Genomic DNA, 18,841 nt, shown 5'->3' with positions numbered 1-18,841 from the left:
AATCTATAGAGGAAGAATGCGCTAATTTTGTGTATGCTATTTCTACTGATTTTGCTGTATTGAAAATATTTCTTAATCCCTGTACTAAGTTAAATGCAATCTTGATATCAGGATATTCATTGAAGAGTATTGCACTTCTTTGGTATTGATTTTTTGAGAATGATCCTTGAAAATTTTTCGTTATAAAAATTTATTATGCACGCATAGTTATATACAATAAGGATACTTACATTTATTAATGAAATACTACGTTTATTTGTACAAAATTACTTAAGTTTGTAGAAAGCTGTAGCAGTTGTATACAGGTTTCTACAGTTTTTAAGACTATTTAAAATTAAAATTGTAAAGAAATATTTATTTTCCTCATTTAAGTATTTTAAACAACCTGCTTATGAAAAAAACATTACTTTTCCTTGCGTTAATCGTGAGTAACTTTCTGTGGGCACAAGTTGGAGTGGGAACGGATTTACCGAGCCCCTCAGCACAATTAGACATAAAATCTTCAAATCGTGGTGTTTTAATACCGCAAATAGCGTTAACAAGTCCTACCGATCAAACCACTATAAGTGCAGGTAATGTGGAGAGTTTGCTTGTTTATAACACCAGTACAACTAGTACACTAACACCTGGGTATTATTATTGGTTTCAAGGGCGTTGGCAAAAACTCGCCGTAGAGGCTAATTTACCCGACAATGCCGTGTATTGGGATATCGTTAATAATGCGTTTACATATATTGATGCAGGTGGTAATACCACTCAATTAGATTTAACTACTTTGGTTAGAAATCTCCAAACAACCACATCCCTTGCAGATGGCACAAATACGACAGTAGAAAGTGCAACACTCCTTAATAATACAGAATACAAGGTGAACGTTAACACGGCCACTGGCACAACTTTAGGGGTTGTAAGAGAAGCAGCAGCAAACCCAACCGTTAAAATTAATGCGCAAGGCGAATTGTCGGTCGATTACACAAACCTAAATACTATAGTGGAAACGAGTGTGTCGTACACCGTGAAACCAAACGATGCTATCGTTCTTGGTAATGCCAATGGTGGTGATGTAGACATTACCTTGCCAGCGGCAACTGCCGATAATAGAGGAAAGAAAATCATTATTAAAAAAGAAGATAGCAATGAAGATTTTTTTGTGACCATTATTGGTACAATCGATGGTTTAGCACAATTATATACTGCATTACCCTATTCGGGTTGGGAGTTGATTTCCGATGGCACCGAATGGAAAATAATAAATAAATTTTAAATACTAACCAACAGAATACAATCTAAAATACCTACGATACTTATGAAAAAAATTACTCTAATCGTTTTAACACTCTTTACGTTCTTAGCATCTTCAAAGGCTATAGCGCAACAAGGTTTTGGAACAAATCAACCCGATAGATCAGCAGCTGTAGATATCGTATCTTCAAAGCGAGGTTTGTTAATTCCGCGTTTGTCCTTAACGTCTACAACAGTGGCTGCTCCAGTGAATTCTCCAGCAGAATCACTTTTAGTTTATAATACAGCTACTACAGGCGATGTGACACCAGGTTATTACTACTGGGATGCTGATCCTACTAATGCTAAATGGGTGCGTTTTGTATCGGCCACAACCGAAAAAACCGTAACGGTAAGTGCAGGAAAAAATGTAACCGTTAGCAGTTCTACTACTGGTAATACTACAGATTATGAAGTTGCAGTTGCTGGTGGAACAGATGGTCAAGTATTGGTAACTCGAATTGTTGGAGGTGTAACAACAACGGTTTGGGTGGATCCAGCAACATTTATTAATGGTGTGGTTACAGCAAGCAACGGTTTAAATATTAACGCTAGTAACGATATTAAATTAGGTGGGACTTTAACTGAAGCGACAACCACAATCGCAACCGGTACTAATGATCTTGCTATTACTGGTTTAGAAGATGTTTCTACGACTTTTGATAGCACAACCCAAAATATCGTAGTGATGGGAACAGATGGTGTTTTAAAACTTACATCTGCTCAATCTTTGGTAAATGATGCTATTGATGAGGGCAACTTAACGGCAAAAACTCTTTCTGGTAACGGCATTACAGTTACTGCAGGAAATACGGTTGGTACAGATGTTTCTGTTGCAAGCAGTTTGTTAAAAGATGTGACTTTAGGTATTGCTGATAATGCGATTACCACAGATAAGATTTTAGATGGTACAATTGGAACAGTAGATTTGGCTGATGGCGCAGTAACTAATACCAAGATAACTGGAGGTGGTGCAGGAGAGATTATGATTTCTGATGCTTCTGGAAATGTTACTTGGGTTAATCCAAATACTTTACTAGCGTCTATATCAGATGGTAACACTACTGTTGTGAGTGGTACAGGAACTACAACAGATCCTTATATTGTTGAAGTTAAAGATGGTTCTATTAACACTATTCATTTAACAAATGGCGCAGTAACCAATGCAAAAGTTGGAGCCGACGCGATTACCACAGATAAGATTTTAGATGGTACAATTGGAACAGTAGATTTGGCTGATGGCGCAGTAACTAATACCAAGATAACTGGAGGTGGTTCAGGAGAGATTATGATTTCTGATGCTTCTGGAAATGTTACTTGGGTTAATCCAAATACTTTACTAGCGTCTATATCAGATGGTAACACTACTGTTGTGAGTGGTACAGGAACTACAACAGATCCTTATATTGTTGAAGTTAAAGATGGTTCTATTAACACTATTCATTTAACAAATGGCGCAGTAACCAATGCAAAAGTTGGAGCCGACGCGATTACCACAGATAAGATTTTAGATGGTACAATTGGAACAGTAGATTTGGCTGATGGCGCAGTAACTAATACCAAGATAACTGGAGGTGGTTCAGGAGAGATTATGATTTCTGATGCTTCTGGAAATGTTACTTGGGTTAATCCAAATACTTTACTAGCGTCTATATCAGATGGTAACACTACTGTTGTGAGTGGTACAGGAACTACAACAGATCCTTATATTGTTGAAGTTAAAGATGGTTCTATTAACACTATTCATTTAACAAATGGCGCAGTAACCAATGCAAAAGTTGGAGCCGACGCGATTACCACAGATAAGATTTTAGATGGTACAATTGGAACAGTAGATTTGGCTGATGGCGCAGTAACTAATGCCAAGATAACTGGAGGTGGTGCAGGAGAGATTATGATTTCTGATGCTTCTGGAAATGTTACTTGGGTTAATCCAAATACTTTACTAGCGTCTATATCAGATGGTAACACTACTGTTGTGAGTGGTACAGGAACTACAACAGATCCTTATATTGTTGAAGTTAAAGATGGTTCTATTAACACTATTCATTTAACAAATGGCGCAGTAACCAATGCAAAAGTTGGAGCCGACGCGATTACTACAGATAAGATTTTAGATGGAACTATTTTGTCTGATGACATTGCTAACAAAACCATTCAAGTGAGCGATATAGCAGACGCTGGTAATAATCAAGTTTTAGTTACAGGTGCAACAGGTGAAGCTGCATGGATTGATCAAAGTAATCTTGGCAACACAACAACAGCAGACAACGGTTTAACCAAAACGGGAAACAACGTGCAATTGGGTGGCGCCTTAATTACACCTACCGTAATTACTGCCGATGCTACAAATACTTTAGCTATAGCAGGTTTACAAAATTCAGCAGCCAATTCAGCAGCTATTGTTTTAGCCGACGAAAACACTGGAATACTGCGAAAAGTAGCAAGATCATTAGAGTATACAACAGGTGCAGATTTCACAGTTGCATCACAAACTGGATACAACAAATTTGTTCAAGAAATTACAATTTTGGCAAACATAGGATCTGATGATATCGATATTACCCTGCCTCCTGCAGCAGATGCTAAAGGTCAAGTAATTAACGTAAAAATAGCAAATACCAACGAGCCAGATGCCTATGTTAATATTCCAGGTGTAGATGGTGTAACTATCTATGGAAGCATGCCATACCAAGGTTGGATTATAAAATCTAACGGTTCGACGTGGTCTCTTGTGGGGCGTATTTAATATTAAAAAATGCTTTAGGAGATACAATATGATACATCCTATAACTAAAACTTGATACTAAGGTAGTGAATAAACGGATGTGGCATAGGACCGCTGAAAAACAATAATTACAAACTCATGAAAAAAATTGTTTTAAAATATATAGGGATTATAGTGTTGTTTGTTTTAGGCAATACTATGGTCTTTGCTCAAGAAGGCTTTGGGACAAACACGCCCAATAAGTCGGCTGTTATTGATCTCGATTCAGAAAAACGCGGGTTGTTAATTCCAAGAGTTCAATTAACAAGTACCATAGTGGAGGCGCCAATAATTTCACCTGTAGCCCAGTCGTTGTTAGTTTATAACGAAAACACAACCACTGGAGCCAATGGTGTAACGCCAGGCTATTATTATTGGGATACCAAGCGTTGGATGCGGTTTGCAGAACAAAATGACATTCAAAGCATTGCTTTGGCTGGCGATGTTACAGGGCTGGCTGGAAATACAAATGTGGTAGCTATCCAAGGCACAGCTATTGATGCAACTACTCCAGTAGCCAACCAAGTATTGGTGTATAACGGAACTAATTGGACGCCTACTAGCACCAATACAATCTCTGGGTCTAGTATTACGGTAACAGGAGGATCTGGAGCCACTTTAAACAATGTTAATTTAGAAATTACACCAGGAACAAACGGACAAGTTTTAGTAACAGACAGCGGAGCAGCTACCTGGGCTAATCCTTCAACTTTAATTCCAGCCACAACAAATACCTTGACGTCGGCTGCTAATACGATGTCATCAACAGTAAATGGCGTGTCTTCAAATGCTACTATTATAAATGGTGTATCCAATACGCTAACCGGTGCTAATTTAGAAACCTCAGTGAATGGGGTCAGATCTGCTGCAGTCGACTTAAGTACAGCAATACAAGCAGAACAAAATACCACAACCCTTGCAGATGGGGTTAACACAACGGTAACAGCAGCTACAACAGGAAATAACACCGCGTACCAGGTAAACGTTTCAAAAACAGCCATTCAAAATAATCAAAAAACTACCGAGGTAAGTGCTGGAACGGGAGTAACCGTAAATACTGCAGTATCAGGCGATGTGACTACCTACACGGTAAATGCCGAAAGTACAACAGCTAACAATGGATTAACAAAAACAACTAACAACATTGAATTAGGGGGCGCATTAACTCAATCTACTACAATAACAACAACCGCAACGAATACACTAAAAGTAGACGGTTTACAAGACGGAACAACAGACGATAATTTAGTAGCTTTAGAAACAGATGGCACACTAAGGCAAGTAAAAGCCGCCATGCCTAAGTTTTTTTATATGCCTCCCATTGTTTTTGATACCTCTACAAAAGGGACAGGCTTATTTAAAGACTTGCATAGCGAGTATGTAAACCAGTTTGGTGGAACAGCCTTAGTTAGTAGTGCAGAAGCATCTGGAAGTATTCCAACCCTAGCAGCTAATGAGTTGGAGTACTACATCACGTATTACGATACCGATGTGTTCGAAAATTTACGTATTGATGCAAACGGTGTTTTAACCTACGATATTAAAGCAAATGCCACCGAAGCCTCTTTTATGACTATCGTTTTTGTGGTGAAGTAATCTAAATTTATTTATAATTACAAGAATTGAGAGGCAGTAATTGTAAATAAACTTTAGTTTATTATTAAAGTATTATAACATGAAAAAGAGTTACGCTAATCATATGTTTAAAACAATTGCAACGGTACTTATAGCTGTTTTGTTTTTTGTGTTTCCTGTTATTGTGAATGCACAAAGTTTCACAGCATCTGATGGTTTTGATAACTTAAGTATTGTTTTTACTGGTAACATGAGTGGCTCAAATTGGGCAAATAATAGTTGGATTCGTGATGGAGCAAACGGCAACACACAAGATGTGAATGCAACTGGTAATCCACTTCGAAGTTGTGATTTGCCTGGCAATGTTCTCGAATTAAAGGATAATGACGCAGGAGCTTATAGATTAATCGACCTCAGTGCTGCAACCTCTGCAACCCTAAATTTCGATTATGATACGCAGAATAATTTTGATGGAGGCGAAACTTTATTGATTCAAATAGACCCTGAAAATGATGGGACTTATACTACGCTTCTAACAATTAATGGTGTAAGTGGTGGTATTAATGCAGCTCAAAATGAAAGTATATCTATACCAGCAACATATTTGGGTGGTAGTTTAACAAGAATTCGATTTATTACAGGAGCTGCAAATATTAACCAAAATAACGAAAGATGGTGGCTCGATAATATCGAGGTGGCTGTGAATACATATAAAATAGACGCAGTAAACGGACAAACCATTACAACTTGTTCTGGTACGTTTTACGATTCTGGTGGAAGTGACGGGACGTATAGTAACGATGAAAATTACAGTGTGGCTTTTACCTCATCTAATGGCAACCCGATACAAATAGATTTTACCACTTGGAGTGTTGAAAATCATTCGACTTGTGGTTGGTATGGTTTACTTATTTACGATGGTGTAGATAGTAATGCACCACTTATAGGGAGGTATTGTAATTCTTCTCCAGGTACTGTAAGATCGAGCAATTCTTCCAATACATTATATTTTGAGTTTTATTCAGATTATTCTATTGTTGAAGCTGGTTGGGAGGCTACAATCTCCTGCGTTGTTGACCCTTGCGATCCCATCGCTTCTGGAAATTTAGATACCGATGGTGATGGTATTTCAGATATTTGCGACTTAGATAACGATAACGATGGGATATTAGATGTAGATGAATTAGACTGCACCCCATTAGTCTTAAATTGGGAAAATCATTTTGTTGAAGGGGGTAGTTCAGAGACATCTGGTGACGATCCAACAGTTACAACTGCAGCGCCACCTTTAGTTTTTGATGGCGTTAGTTTATCTCTAGCCAGAACAACAAATGCCACTGGAAATTGGAGAATTAATAGTCGTTTTACCAGTTATGGATATACATCGTTTCAAAATGCCATTGCGGGCGGTGAAACAGCTCATGATTTTACATTCTCGAGAGCTGTAAATAATTTGGCTTTTACGGTTTACGATGTTGATACAGGGGGGCATTTTACCGATGAAATAACCTTCGAGATTATTTCAAATGGAGTCGCCTATAATTTAAGACCAACCGATTATAATATTTTAGGAACAAGTATTTCTTATATTGGAAATAATACGTTTAGAGGTGGAGGTACCGACGAAAATTTTGAGTTAAATCTAACGGTACCCGTAGAAAAGTTAATTATATACCACAAACAAGGTAAGGTAAATCAAGTGGGAACTGGAAATCAAGGTGTGGCCTTTGGTGATTTTTCATTTTGTGTTCCCAAAGACACCGACGGCGATGGCACCCCAGATTATTTGGATACTGATAGCGATGGTGATGGCTGTCCAGATGCTATTGAAGGTGACGGATCGTACACGTACTCAGATATTGATAACTATGGGAAACTTACAGGAACGGTTAATCAAAACGGCGTACCTAACAACGGTGCTAATCAAGGTATAGGTACTTCTAAGGATGCCGCAATTAATGCCTGTTGCGATGCAACTACATCGGGCTACCCCGATATCGATAATGATGGAGTCGCCGATATCTGCGACCTAGACAACGATAACGATGGAATCTTGGATACCGTTGAAAATGGCGGTTTTAACAGTGGAGACATAAATCTATTAGGTAACTTCGGGGTTGGTAATTTAGACAATGCTGATAATGGAGTTAAAACGACCTCTATTACTGGCTTAAACGCTACTTATATATTTACAGAGAATGGAACAAGTATATCTACAAGAAATGCCTCAGGTACTAGCGAGCAAGGGCCTATGTTTAGCTTTAATAGAAGCGGTACAGCCTCTATTGATATTGTTTTTTCTGAATTAATTTCTGGAGCTTATTTTAAACTAACAGATTTTGATGCTTCTGAAGTTATAACAGTTGAAGTTTACGATCAAAATAATGACATCATCAATATTGAGGCTGGAAATTATAGTACATTGGGCTCAAGTATAAATAATACTGGAAATGTTTTTACCGATAACGGTACAGGCTGGAATGTAGATGGAGACTCTGTCTCTGACGATGCCATTGGCTCGGTTATCTTTAACTTTTCAGGGCAATTAATTTCTAGGATTAGAGTTTCTGCAAACTTAACTGGTAATGCAGCGATAAGGTTAACGGAAATAAAAGATTTTTATAGAGTTCTCGACACCGACGGCGATGGCATCCCAGATTATTTAGACAACGATAGCGATGGTGACGGTTGCCCAGATGCTATTGAAGGTAACGGATCGTACACGTACTCAGATATTGATAACTATGGGAAACTTACAGGAACGGTTAATCAAAACGGCGTACCTAACAACGGTGCTAATCAAGGTATAGGTACTTCTAAGGATGCCGCAATTAATGCCTGTTGCGACGCTACAACCTCGGGCTACCCCGATATCGATAATGATGGTGTTGCCGATATCTGCGACTTAGATAACGATAACGATGGGATATTAGATGTTGATGAACAAAATTGTGGTGCAATTACTATTATTGACGATTTTAACGCCCCATTATGGAATTATGGCACAGGTAACGGTGGTGATGCCTCAGGATCAGGAACCTTGCAAGGCGTCCCGTTTACTATGGCGTTTAGTGTTAATAATGGTACTAAGTTATTTACTTCTACAAATAAGTATACGAGTAATTCAACATTGGGTCACGGAGGAAATCCAGGATCTCTTCTTTTGAGTGGCCCCGATGAAAGTATTACCTTGGTTTTTGATGCTCCAATAACAGTAATTATAGGGTTTGATCACCTTGATGGTAATGCTGATGGTTGGCTGTTTAGCACACCTGCAGACAGAGTGGTTTCATTAGGAGTGGGCCATGAAATTCAAGGAACTGGAGAAATTAATGGGGTTAATTACATTACAGGATCTCAGCCAAATAACTTAACAGTTTCTTATTTTGAGTGGGTAAATATTACCACGCTTACAATAACGACTACTGGATCGAACGGCACAACAATTGGATTAAATTCTATTACTTCGTATTGCGATACCGACGGCGATGGTATTCCCGATTATTTAGACAACGATAGTGATAACGACGGATGCTTTGATGCTAACGAAGCTTACGGCAACCCAAATGCCGATGCCGATGGCAATGGCACCTATGGAAGTGGCACGCTTACAGTAGCTAATGGAGAAATTAATTCAGATGGTACCGTAGTACAGGCTTCTTATGCTTATACCCCAGAAAACCTGAATAATGTTAAAACTGCCCTTCGCTTTAATCCAGGAACAACACCAGATGCTGTAATTAACGTACGTTCTGGCGATGCCTTAGTATTATCCTCTAACGCTACAGCAGACCGCGCTACGGCCTACCAAACCACGGCGCCGTTTGCACCAATTTATGGTACTCCAGGTAATGCCAATGCTGGTTTGCAATACGCTTGGACTTTTAATGATGGCACGGGACCAGTTTCAATTGGGGGTAATAGTCCTACACTCGATTTGGGCACAGTAAGCCTTTCAGATGCAGGAGAATATGTATTAACTATTACGCATAGTAATCATGTTTGTGCAAACGAAACCATAACATCGGTAGTGACTGTTAGACGTAGTTTATTAATCACAAATCCGCATATCTATCAAAGAGTGAAAAATAATTAAGAATGAAAAACTATGTACTACATATAGGTGTCTCGCTGCTCTTTACTTATGCTGCAGTTGCTCAAACCACGAATCAGGGTATGCTTTACGTAAGTGAAGGTACGGCGTTCTCTACAGTTCAGAGTTTTAACAATGAAGAAACGGGGGCGTTTTATAACGATGGCAACAGTTTTATTTATAGCCACTTTAATAATAATGGCACCGTTGATTTTTATCAAAATACCGGAATAATGCGATTTATTGGGAGTGCCGATCAAAATATTAGTGGCTCGAATGAAAGTTATTTTTATAATTCTTACTTCAATAATACCAGTAGTATGGCGCCTTTTAAGGTGTCGGGTCATATTCATATTACTGGTAATGCAGATTTTTATAATGGTATATTAGATAATGATAATTTTGGTGGCGACATCACGTTTAATACCAATGCCTTGCACAGTAATACTTCAGACTATAGTCATGTAGATGGTGCAGTATTTAAAATTGGTGATACAGAGTTTACTTTCCCTATTGGAGATGGGGGCTATTATCGTTTTGCGTCTATTTCGGCACCTGCGGCAAGTACCGCTATATTTGAAAGCAAATTTTATTTCGAGAATTCTAACACGCTCTATGCTCACGAATTAAAAGACGGAGCTATTGAAGCCATAGATAATCAGGAATATTGGATTATTAACAAAGAATCCTCAAGAGCAGAAGATATGTTAATAACTTTATCTTGGCGAGATGTTACCACACCTCAAGACATGATTGCTGCAGCTTCAAATAATACCCTTACGATTGTACGTTGGGACGAACAAGCCAATATGTGGGTTAACGAAGGAGGCGCAATAGATATAGATAATAATACGGTAACCACGGCAGTAAACGGTTATGGTGTGTTTACATTTGGTCGCTTAAAAGCAGATTTAAGTTTACCTTGTAATGTTATTGTTTACAATGCGGTAACCTCAAATAAAGATGGACAAAACGATTACTTACGTATAGATTCGGCAATGGATAATTGTGCCCGCGATTTTAAAGTTCAAATTTATAACCGTTGGGGCGTTAAAGTGTTCGAGTCGGATAACTATGGCATTAATGGTGACTTATTTGATGGCTTTTCAAGAGGGCGTTTAACCGTAAACGATTTTAAACAATTGCCTACAGGAACTTATTATTATATTTTAGATTATCAATATGGTAATCCAATAGAAAATAACCGACACAAAAAGGCTGGCTTCTTATACTTAAGTGGGAATTAAAAAAAACAAGTTATTTGCATGAAAATATACATATCTAAAATAACACTTTTACTTTTTCTGGGGTTTTTATCTCAAGTTGTTCATCGTGTTCAAGCCCAGCAAGACTCACAGTTTACGCAGTATATGTACAATACCGTGAGTATCAATCCAGCTTATGCCGGTACAAGAGAGTCCCTGAGTATAATTGGCCTGTATAGAAACCAATGGGTAGGTCTGGAGGGCGCACCAGAAACACTTAATTTTACGGCGCATTCTCCAGTTGGCATCCAAGGTGTTGGACTCGGGCTTGCATTTACTAGCGATAAAATTGGACCCACGGTAGAGAGTATAGTCTCGGCCGATTTTTCATACAATTTAAATTTAACTGAAAAACTAAAACTTTCTTTTGGTATAAAAGGTGGGTTTTCGCTCTTGGATTTCGATCCCTCAAAATTAGTCATTTATAATCCTAACGATTACGACCTTGCACTCGATAATTACAGCTCACCAATTGTAGGTGTGGGTTTTTACTTGCATTCCAAGACATGGTATTTTGGTTTATCGACACCTAATATTTTAGAGACTGAATATTACGATGAGGTACAAGTGTCTACCGCTACCGAAAAAATGAATTTATATTTTATAGCTGGTTACGTAGCCCAACTTAATCCGCGTTTAAAACTCAAGCCCGCGGTACTTTTAAAATCGGTACAAGGGGCGCCAATGGCTATAGATGTCTCTGTAAACGCACTTCTTAAAGAGCGTATTACTTTTGGATTGGCTTACAGACTAGATGCTGCTGTAAGCGCTCTGGCAGGATTTCAAATCGATAATAATATTATGATTGGCTATGCATACGATTACGATACTACACCACTAGGAAATTATAACAGCGGCTCTCATGAAATATTTTTAAGATTTGAATTGGGTACAAGATTGCGCGCTAAAGTGAATCCGCGCTTCTTTTAAGTTGCTAAAAGAGATGAAATTTGAATAAAATTAGCCCCAAATGAAAATCAATTTTACCACAGTTTTATTACTATTATGCGTTTTAGGGGTTTGTAATTTTGGCTATGCTCAAAAGGAAGCCCTAGATCGCGCTCATGCTAATTATGAAAATTTTCAGTTTGTAGAAAGTCAGAAAACTTATCTTAACCTTGTCGAACAAGGCTATGCCTCTGAAGAAATTTTTACAAAACTAGGTAATACCTACTATTTTAATGCACAATATCAAGATGCTACAACATGGTACAATCGTTTATTCGAGCTCAATGCAGAGGTGAAACCACTTATTTTATTGCGCTATTCGCAAGCCTTAAAAGCAACAGGAGACTCCATAAAAGCGAAAAAAATGTATAATGCCTATATCGCGAAAACAAATACCTCTACTTTTTCCAAAAAAGCGGTGGACTATCTGGAGTTAGTGAAAAAGAATTCGGGTAGATATCAACTTCAACCTCTGGAAGCAGTCTACGATATAAATAATATCTCTTATGGGCATACCAAACTTGGGAATAAATTAATTTATGCTTCAACTAAAACTATTAATTCCTTTTCAAATACTAAAAGTGCTTGGGACGGCTTAGGATTTCTTTCCTTATTTGAAATACCGCTAAACGCAGAAAATATTGCCGTGGGTAAGCCCAAAAAAATGCGAGGACGGCTTAACAGTAAGTTTCACGATAGTTCGCCCGTTTATACCAAAGACGGAAACACTGTATATTTTACTCGAAACAATAATACATCTAAGAATAAAGAAAATACTCAAAATTTAAAAATTTATAGAGCGCAAAGAAAAGGGAAAACTTGGCAGAAACCTGAAGAACTTAAATTTAACAGTGATTTTTACTCTTCTGCACATCCTGCTTTAAGTCCCGATGAAGAGCGGTTGTATTTTGCTTCAAATCGGCCTGGTGGTTTTGGAGAATCTGATATTTACTTGGTGCGTATTGCAGAAGATGGTTCGTTAAGTGCTCCTTTAAATTTAGGCCCAGAAGTTAATACCGAAGGGAAGGAGACCTTTCCTTTTGTGTCTAAAAATAACGCGCTTTATTTTTCATCTGATGGCCATTTTGGCCTTGGAGGATTAGATGTGTTTTATGTAGAAATCGATGAGGAAAACGAAAGTTTTGGTCAGTTGTTTAATGTAGGTGCTCCCGTAAATTCTTATGCCGACGATTTTGCTTTTGGAATAGACAGCGCTACAAAAAGAGGATTTGTTAGCTCTAATCGCTCTAAAAGAGAAGGTGTTTTTGTTTACGATAATATTTATTCTTTTTTAGAAACAACACCTATAATTGATGTTTATAAAGCTGAAATAAATGGTTTTGTAACCAATCTACAAGCCAGCGAACCTATAAAGGGTGCAACGATTACCTTTACAGATACAGAAGGAGAAAAACATACGGTTAAAACGAACGAAGATGGCTTTTTTAGCAGTGATATTAACAGGTTTAAAGAGTACACCATTCGTGCTAGCCATGATTTGTATGATATCGATGAGAAAACTTCGGAATCTAGATTAGATGTGCAGCGCATAAATTTTCAATTGCAGAAGAACAAGGAGAAAATTATCTCTGGTGCAGATTTAGCCAAAGTGCTTAATATCCCAAATATTTATTTTGATTTCGATAAATCTAAAATTCGCCCAGATGCAAAAGTCGAACTATCAAAAATAATTGCAGCTTTTAATCTATATCCGCAATTAAAATTGAATATTCGCTCGCACACCGATAGCCGTGGAAACGATAGTTATAACAAAGCACTTTCCGAAAGACGGGCCTTATCTATTTTTAACTATTTAGTGTCTAAAGGTGTGGATAAAAATAGGCTTAAATACGAAGGTCTTGGCGAAAGTGAATTAATAAATAGCTGCAGCAATGGCGTGAAGTGCTCAGAAGCGAATCATCAAAAAAACCGAAGAGCCGAATTTGTTATTTGGAATTAACAGCTGTTCTATTTTAGACGTTTGTTTTAAAATACGGAACATTATTAATAATAGATAGTGGTCTTTAAATCTTAATCATTACAGTGTTAAGCCCTTTACCTAAATATTGAGGGGTGTTGGTCTAAAAAATTAATAAGTATTCATAGTATTAATTTTTTAGACCATGTTTTCCATGTGTTTGGACTTTTTTCAAACCAAAACAGCTTATGGTTTTTTTAGTAATTAAAACGGGTACTAGTGCTTTGCAAAACCTAATGATGGCCTCTTATCTTTTTTATGAGAGCAAGAGCTGCTTTAACATTCTGTTCTAACTTTTTATAATCTTTATTTGCAATAATGTCTTTTGAGATTAATTGAGAGCCCATACCCACACAAGTAACACCAGCATTAAACCATCCTAATAAGTTTTCCTTTGTTGGCGATACACCCCCTGTTGGCATAATACTCGTCCACGGTTGAGGCCCTTTTATACCTTTTACAAATTGAGGCCCATAAATGTCTCCTGGAAAAAGTTTTACAATTTCACAACCTAATTCTTCTGCTCGTGCTATTTCGGTTAAGGTGCCACAACCTGGAGACCACAATACTTTTCTGCGGTTACAGACTATAGCAATATCTTCCCTAAGTACTGGGGTTACTATAAAATTAGCTCCTAAAGCCATAAATTGTGAAGCCGAAGCGGCATCGGTAACGGACCCCACACCCATTATCATTCCGGGGAGTTCAGCTATAGCATATTTTGTTAATTCTCCAAAAACCTCATGGGCAAAATCACCACGTGCAGTAAATTCCATTAATCTAGCGCCGCCATCGTAGCAGGCTTTTAGTACTTTTTTACTTAATTCAATATCATTATGAAAAAACAACGGAATCATGCCTGTTTCTTTCATGGTTTGTGCGACTTCTAATCTTGAAAATTGTGCCATTCTTTTTTAAATTTTAGGTTTTGGCTGGGCAGAGTTTTCAGTTTCTTTCTAACCTGTGTGATACGAAAAACGCTGCCTTTGTTAACTACTACATTTATCTTTTGCTCTCAAATCTCTAACGTACTTATCTCGCTACGCGTCCCGAGGCATCACCGCCCATTAGTTTCTCTACTTCTTCTACGGTTACTAAATTGGCATCACCCTTAATGGTGTGTTTTAATGCCGATGCGGCTACTGCAAAATCTAAGGCGTTTTGGTCGTCTTCTGGATATTTTAATAAGCCGTAAATTAACCCACCCATAAAGGAGTCTCCACCGCCAACGCGATCTACAATGTCTGTGATTTGATATTGTCGGGTTTCGTACATTTTTTTACCATCATATAGAACACCTGCCCAGGTATTATGGGAAGCAGAAATAGAACCTCTTAAGGTTGTAATTACTTTTTTAGCTCTCGGAAATTTTTCCATCATCTGCTGGCAAACCGATAAAAAGGCTTCAGCTTTAACATCATGTCCGTCTTTGTGAACATCTAGACCTTCGGGATGAATTCCAAAATGTTTTTCGGCATCTTCTTCGTTGCCTAAAATCACATCGCAATACGAGGTTAATTCGGTCATTATTTTTTCTCTATCGCCACCGTAATTCCATAGTTTCGCGCGGTAATTTAAATCTGTGGACACGGTGATGCCTTTTGCACTTGCTGCTTTAACAGCTTCTAAACACACATCGGCTGCGCCTTGTGAAATTGCGGGGGTAATACCGGTCCAATGAAACCATTCTACACCATCAAAAACCGCATCCCAGTCAATCATACCCGAAGTAATTTCGGCCATGGCAGAGTGCGCTCTATCATACACGACTTTAGAGCCTCTTGAAACCGCTCCAGTTTCTAAAAAATAGATGCCCAAACGGTCTCCGCCCCAAACTATTTTATCTACACCAACTCCGCGTTTACGCATTTCCATCATAGCACATTCGCCTATGTCGTTTTTTGGTAAACGTGTTACAAAATCTACCGATACGCCGTAATTTGCCAATGAAACGGCAACGTTAGATTCTCCGCCGCCATATACAACGTCAAAACTATTGGCCTGCGAAAATCTTAAAAACCCTTGTGGCGCTAATCTTAGCATAATTTCTCCAAATGTGACTACTTTGCTCATTTTGATATATTTTATTTTGTTATTTTTTATTTATAAATTGAATAATCGTGGTAAAAACATAGAGATCTCTTCAATATAAGTTATCAACATTAAAACCACTACCATAATTCCCAAAAAAGGCAGTAAAGGTTTTATTACTTGTGTAACCGAAACTTTGGCTACCCCACTACCAACGAAAAGCAGCGTGCCTACAGGTGGTGTACAAATTCCAATACATAGGTTTAATACAATGACAATTCCAAAATGCACGGGGTCCATTCCTAGAGTGGTGACTACTGGAAGAAATATTGGGGTGAATATTAAAACGGCAGGCGTCATATCCATAAAAGTCCCAATGACTAACAGAATTAAATTAATGGCTAAAAAAATGGCGATTTTATGGTTTAACGATTCCAGTAAAAATGCACTTATCATTTCTGGGATACCTTCAAAAGAAAATAACCAAGACATGGCCATAGAGGTGCATATTAAAAACATCACTACAGCGGTCGTTTTTGCACTAGTTAATAAAATATCAGGAAAGTCCTTAGTTTTTATATCCCCATAAATTAATGCTAGTACAGCGGCATAAAGTACTGCGATTACCGAGGCTTCGGTAGCCGTAAAAATTCCTGCCACGATGCCGCCAACTACAATAACCAATAGTAATAAACTAAAGAAAGCCTTTCTAAAAAAGTTCCAGACTTGAGAAAAAGTGGCCCTTTCTCCTCTTTTAAATTTTTTGCTGATGGCTATAAACGCTACATAGCCCATGATGGCAAAACCCAATAAAATTCCCGGAATGTAACCGGCAATAAAAAGAGCCGCAACCGACGCAGTCCCGCCACTAGCTAAAGCGTATACAATTAAAATATTGCTAGGTGGAATTAACAAACCAGTGGTAGAAGCCGTGATATTAACCGAAGCACTTAAGGTTCTTGGGTAACCTTCTTCTTCCATTCTATCTGTCATTATTGAGCCAATGGCCGATGCCGCTGCTAATGCAGAACCAGAAATGGCACCAAAAAGCATAGATGCTAAGACATTTACATAGGCTAAGCCTCCAGGCAAACTGGCTACTAAAGATTTAGCAAAATTTATGAGTCTATTCGCGATACCGCCACGTTTCATGATTTCTCCTGCCAGTATAAAAAAGGGAATTGCTAATAGAGCAAAACTATCAATACCAGTGGTCATCCGTTGTGCTATGGTGGTTAAACCAGGTAGTTTGTCAATATTTAACAATAAACTTAAAGTTGTTGAAATCCCAATACTGTAGGCAACTGGAACTTTTAACAACAGCAACACAAAGAAACTAACAAACAAAACAATAATACTTATAATTTCTATGCTCATAATTAAATTTTGTTTTTGTTTGAAAGAATATTTGAAATATGATAGATAGAGAAGCACATAATAAGCAATCCGCTAAACGGCATTATAGCGTATACATAACCTAGCGGAATTCTTAAGGTACCTGAAAGTTGCTCTAAATGTAAGGTGATATATACCAAGTTGGATCCGCCAATAACCATGACGATAAGTGCAAAAAGAAATACTAATATTTCAATGAGTATAGAAGCTCTTTTTTTATTGGTAATAGACAGCTTATCGTAAACAAAATCCATAGACAAATGTTCTTTTTTGGCGTTCAGGTATGCCGCACCAAGAACGGTCATCCAAATTAATGAAAAACGTGCAAATTCTTCCGTCCACGCAAAAGATTGACCCAATAGGTATCTTGAAAAAACTTGAAATAACACATCTAAAACTAAAAGGGCAAAAATGACAATTAAGAACCATTCTAGTAGTTTATTTACTGTATTAAAAATAATTACGGATTTTCGCATGCTTATTTATTTTTAATTTGATTTATAGTGGTTTCCATCTCTGGATGCTCTTCGATAAATTCTTTAATAACAGATTTAGATTTTTCTGCAAATAAGGATTTATCTGGAATTATAATTTCTACTCCAGCGTCTTTTGCTATTTTCATTGATTTTTCAACCGATGCTTTCCAAAACACTTTTTGAGCTTGAGCAGATTTATTGGCAGCTTCTTGAACCCAATTTTTTTCTTGATCTGATAATTTATCCCAATACTTCGTTCCTATTATGAGGACATCGGGTACGGCAGAATGTTCGTCTAAAGTATAGTATTTGCTAATTTCGTAATGATTGGAAGATACAAACGATGGCGGATTGTTCTCGGCGCCATCTACAACACCTTGTTGAATTGCGGTGTATAGTTCTCCATAAGCTAATGGCGTGGCAGATCCCCCCATGGCATTTACCATATTTATAGCCATTTGGTTATTCATGACTCTAATTTTAAGTCTTTCTAAATCATCTGGTGTTCTAATTGCTTTTGTACTGGTGTAAAAACTTCTACTTCCGGCGTCGTAAAAACAAAGACCGCGAAGCCAAAATTTCGAGCCTTTTTCTAAAATCGATTTACCTATAGGCCCCTCTAAAACATCAAAGCGATGTGCTTCATCTCTAAATAAGTAGGGTATTCCTAAAATATGGTATTCGGGCACAAAATTAGACAAAGTGGCTGCACTTACCTTGGTAGCGGCCACACTTCCAATTTGTAACAGCTCAAGAACTTCCCTTTCTGAACCCAATTGGGCATCTGGAAAAATTTTAACGCTTAGAGAACCATTAGATTTTTCTTCTAAAACTTTTTTAAATTCTAATACCCCTTTGTGCACTGGGTGTGTTTGTGGCGAATTGTGACCAAAATACAAAACCTTTGTGCCATCATTGTTTTTGCACGAAAACATGCTTAGAAAGAGGATGATTATGAATGATAATTTATGCTTCATTTTCTAAGTATTTATACTTTGATTTGGTTTATTTGGTTCGTGTTATCATGGTTTT

12 protein-coding genes are annotated in these 18,841 nt (G+C 37.7%); 7 read left to right on the top strand and 5 right to left on the bottom strand.

From position 1 onward, the window contains the following. Positions 1-391: 391 nt before the first annotated feature. The 7 genes from FEZ18_RS04475 (at position 392) to FEZ18_RS04445 (ending at position 13,889) form a co-directional block, all read left to right on the top strand. The gene (locus tag FEZ18_RS04475) at positions 392-1,264 is read left to right on the top strand and encodes a hypothetical protein (RefSeq protein WP_153267214.1); all 873 of its coding nucleotides are present in this window, start codon (positions 392-394) and stop codon (positions 1,262-1,264) included. A 42-nt stretch (positions 1,265-1,306) separates the two neighbouring features. Next, positions 1,307-4,030, top strand: coding sequence for a beta strand repeat-containing protein (locus FEZ18_RS04470; RefSeq protein WP_153267213.1), 2,724 nt, complete (start codon positions 1,307-1,309; stop codon positions 4,028-4,030). A gap of 117 nt (positions 4,031-4,147) precedes the next feature. Next, a complete protein-coding gene (locus tag FEZ18_RS04465; protein WP_153267212.1) occupies positions 4,148-5,644 on the top strand; it encodes a hypothetical protein in 1,497 nt (498 codons plus the stop codon). 79 nt (positions 5,645-5,723) lie between these two features. Then, positions 5,724-9,719 (top strand): CUB domain-containing protein, encoded by a 3,996-nt coding sequence (locus tag FEZ18_RS04460; RefSeq protein WP_153267211.1) that lies wholly within the window; start codon positions 5,724-5,726, stop codon positions 9,717-9,719. Between the two features lie 2 nt (positions 9,720-9,721). After that, a complete protein-coding gene (locus tag FEZ18_RS04455) occupies positions 9,722-10,963 on the top strand; it encodes a gliding motility-associated C-terminal domain-containing protein (protein ID WP_153267210.1) in 1,242 nt (413 codons plus the stop codon). Positions 10,964-10,981: 18 nt separating this feature from the next. Continuing rightward, positions 10,982-11,911, top strand: a complete 930-nt coding sequence (locus tag FEZ18_RS04450) for a type IX secretion system membrane protein PorP/SprF (RefSeq protein ID WP_153267209.1) — start codon at positions 10,982-10,984, stop codon at positions 11,909-11,911. 40 nt (positions 11,912-11,951) lie between these two features. After that, a complete protein-coding gene (locus FEZ18_RS04445) occupies positions 11,952-13,889 on the top strand; it encodes an OmpA family protein (RefSeq protein WP_153267208.1) in 1,938 nt (645 codons plus the stop codon). A gap of 251 nt (positions 13,890-14,140) precedes the next feature. On the opposite strand, the gene FEZ18_RS04440 is transcribed toward FEZ18_RS04445, so the two are convergent. From FEZ18_RS04440 to FEZ18_RS04420, 5 genes are all read right to left on the bottom strand, one after another. Further along, a complete protein-coding gene (locus FEZ18_RS04440) occupies positions 14,141-14,815 on the bottom strand; it encodes a bifunctional 4-hydroxy-2-oxoglutarate aldolase/2-dehydro-3-deoxy-phosphogluconate aldolase (protein WP_153267207.1) in 675 nt (224 codons plus the stop codon). A gap of 124 nt (positions 14,816-14,939) precedes the next feature. Beyond that, positions 14,940-15,980: a sugar kinase gene (locus tag FEZ18_RS04435; RefSeq protein WP_153267206.1), complete on the bottom strand. Its 1,041-nt coding sequence runs from the start codon at positions 15,978-15,980 to the stop codon at positions 14,940-14,942. Positions 15,981-16,010: 30 nt separating this feature from the next. Further along, the gene (locus tag FEZ18_RS04430) at positions 16,011-17,315 is read right to left on the bottom strand and encodes a TRAP transporter large permease (RefSeq protein ID WP_194269517.1); all 1,305 of its coding nucleotides are present in this window, start codon (positions 17,313-17,315) and stop codon (positions 16,011-16,013) included. Positions 17,316-17,317: 2 nt separating this feature from the next. After that, positions 17,318-17,809: a TRAP transporter small permease gene (locus tag FEZ18_RS04425; RefSeq protein WP_153267205.1), complete on the bottom strand. Its 492-nt coding sequence runs from the start codon at positions 17,807-17,809 to the stop codon at positions 17,318-17,320. 2 nt (positions 17,810-17,811) lie between these two features. Continuing rightward, the gene (locus FEZ18_RS04420) at positions 17,812-18,786 is read right to left on the bottom strand and encodes a TRAP transporter substrate-binding protein (RefSeq protein WP_194269516.1); all 975 of its coding nucleotides are present in this window, start codon (positions 18,784-18,786) and stop codon (positions 17,812-17,814) included. Positions 18,787-18,841 lie beyond the last annotated feature (55 nt).

This window comes from Oceanihabitans sp. IOP_32 (assembly GCF_009498295.1).
Taxonomy (GTDB): Bacteria; Bacteroidota; Bacteroidia; order Flavobacteriales; family Flavobacteriaceae; genus Wocania; species Wocania indica.
The sequence above is the reverse complement of the archived record's forward strand: the minus strand, read 5'-3'. Positions and strand labels throughout refer to the sequence as shown.

Coding starts and splice junctions, on each gene's coding strand:
- FEZ18_RS04475 (WP_153267214.1), top strand. CDS start 392: ATGAAAAAAACATTACTTTTCCTTGCGTTAATCGTGAGTAACTTTCTG.
- FEZ18_RS04470 (WP_153267213.1), top strand. CDS start 1,307: ATGAAAAAAATTACTCTAATCGTTTTAACACTCTTTACGTTCTTAGCA.
- FEZ18_RS04465 (WP_153267212.1), top strand. CDS start 4,148: ATGAAAAAAATTGTTTTAAAATATATAGGGATTATAGTGTTGTTTGTT.
- FEZ18_RS04460 (WP_153267211.1), top strand. CDS start 5,724: ATGAAAAAGAGTTACGCTAATCATATGTTTAAAACAATTGCAACGGTA.
- FEZ18_RS04455 (WP_153267210.1), top strand. CDS start 9,722: ATGAAAAACTATGTACTACATATAGGTGTCTCGCTGCTCTTTACTTAT.
- FEZ18_RS04450 (WP_153267209.1), top strand. CDS start 10,982: ATGAAAATATACATATCTAAAATAACACTTTTACTTTTTCTGGGGTTT.
- FEZ18_RS04445 (WP_153267208.1), top strand. CDS start 11,952: ATGAAAATCAATTTTACCACAGTTTTATTACTATTATGCGTTTTAGGG.
- FEZ18_RS04440 (WP_153267207.1), bottom strand. CDS start 14,815: ATGGCACAATTTTCAAGATTAGAAGTCGCACAAACCATGAAAGAAACA.
- FEZ18_RS04435 (WP_153267206.1), bottom strand. CDS start 15,980: ATGAGCAAAGTAGTCACATTTGGAGAAATTATGCTAAGATTAGCGCCA.
- FEZ18_RS04430 (WP_194269517.1), bottom strand. CDS start 17,315: ATGAGCATAGAAATTATAAGTATTATTGTTTTGTTTGTTAGTTTCTTT.
- FEZ18_RS04425 (WP_153267205.1), bottom strand. CDS start 17,809: ATGCGAAAATCCGTAATTATTTTTAATACAGTAAATAAACTACTAGAA.
- FEZ18_RS04420 (WP_194269516.1), bottom strand. CDS start 18,786: ATGAAGCATAAATTATCATTCATAATCATCCTCTTTCTAAGCATGTTT.